This window comes from Haladaptatus sp. HS23, assembly GCF_056892285.1.
On sequence record NZ_JBXGLH010000053.1, the window covers coordinates 1 to 856 of the forward strand.

At 54.8% G+C, this 856-nt stretch carries 1 pseudogene; it reads left to right on the forward strand.

Annotated features, from left to right (window positions below):
• Positions 1-47: 47 nt before the first annotated feature.
• Positions 48-856 (forward strand): annotated as a pseudogene (locus AC1XDK_RS30760) (IS630 family transposase); the annotation flags it as partial.

An 856-nucleotide genomic window follows, 5' to 3' on the forward strand; every position in this document is an offset into this window, starting at 1 on the left:
TATAGTAACCGTTAGAACTTTTCACTCAGAGACTGTTGCAAGAGATCGTGAATCATCTCGACGAGATTTCCGTCGAAGAATTGCAAGACGCACTCGACAACGTGGACGGAAAAAAGCCGACACAACGACTCTTAGCTGCTATCGCGTACAAGAACGGCGTGCCGCAGACCGAGCTAGCCGAGTGGTACGACGTTCAGCGGCGGACGGTCTACAGTTGGCTCAAGCGACTCGATACCGACGAGTCGCTTGAGCAAGCCGTTTCTGATGGTAAGCGAACTGGAAGAAAGCGAAAACTCACAAAAGCACAGCAAGAAGAGTTTGAAGAAACTGTTCACGAACCTCCTCAAGAGGTCGGGATCGACGCGCCGGCGTGGACGCCGGCGCTTACCCAAGACTTTCTCAAAGAAACGTACGGCGTCGAGTATTCAATCCCGAGTTGTCGGCGGTTGCTGAAAGAAGCGGGGTTGAGCTATCAGAAGCCACGCCGTACAGCCGCTGAAGCCGACGAAGACGAGCAAGAAGAGTTCTACGAGAAGCTCAAAAAAAGCGGCGGGAGATGGACGCCACGGTAGTCTGTATCGACCAAACCAAGAAATCGGTGCAAGTTGAGCCGCGTGCCGCGTGGTTTCCGCGCGGCACGCGGCCCTCGGTCGAACTCTCTGGCCAACGCGACTGGACGTGTCTGCTGGGTGCGATCACCGAGGGCGGTGATCGCTTCTTCTCGCGATTCGAAGAGTACGTTACCGCCGAACACGCGAAGCATTTCATTTTAGCACTATGTGAAGAATTCGAGGATGACTTGCTCGTGGTGCTGGATGGAGCGCCGTACTTTCAAGCGTCAGCCGTCACGGACCTA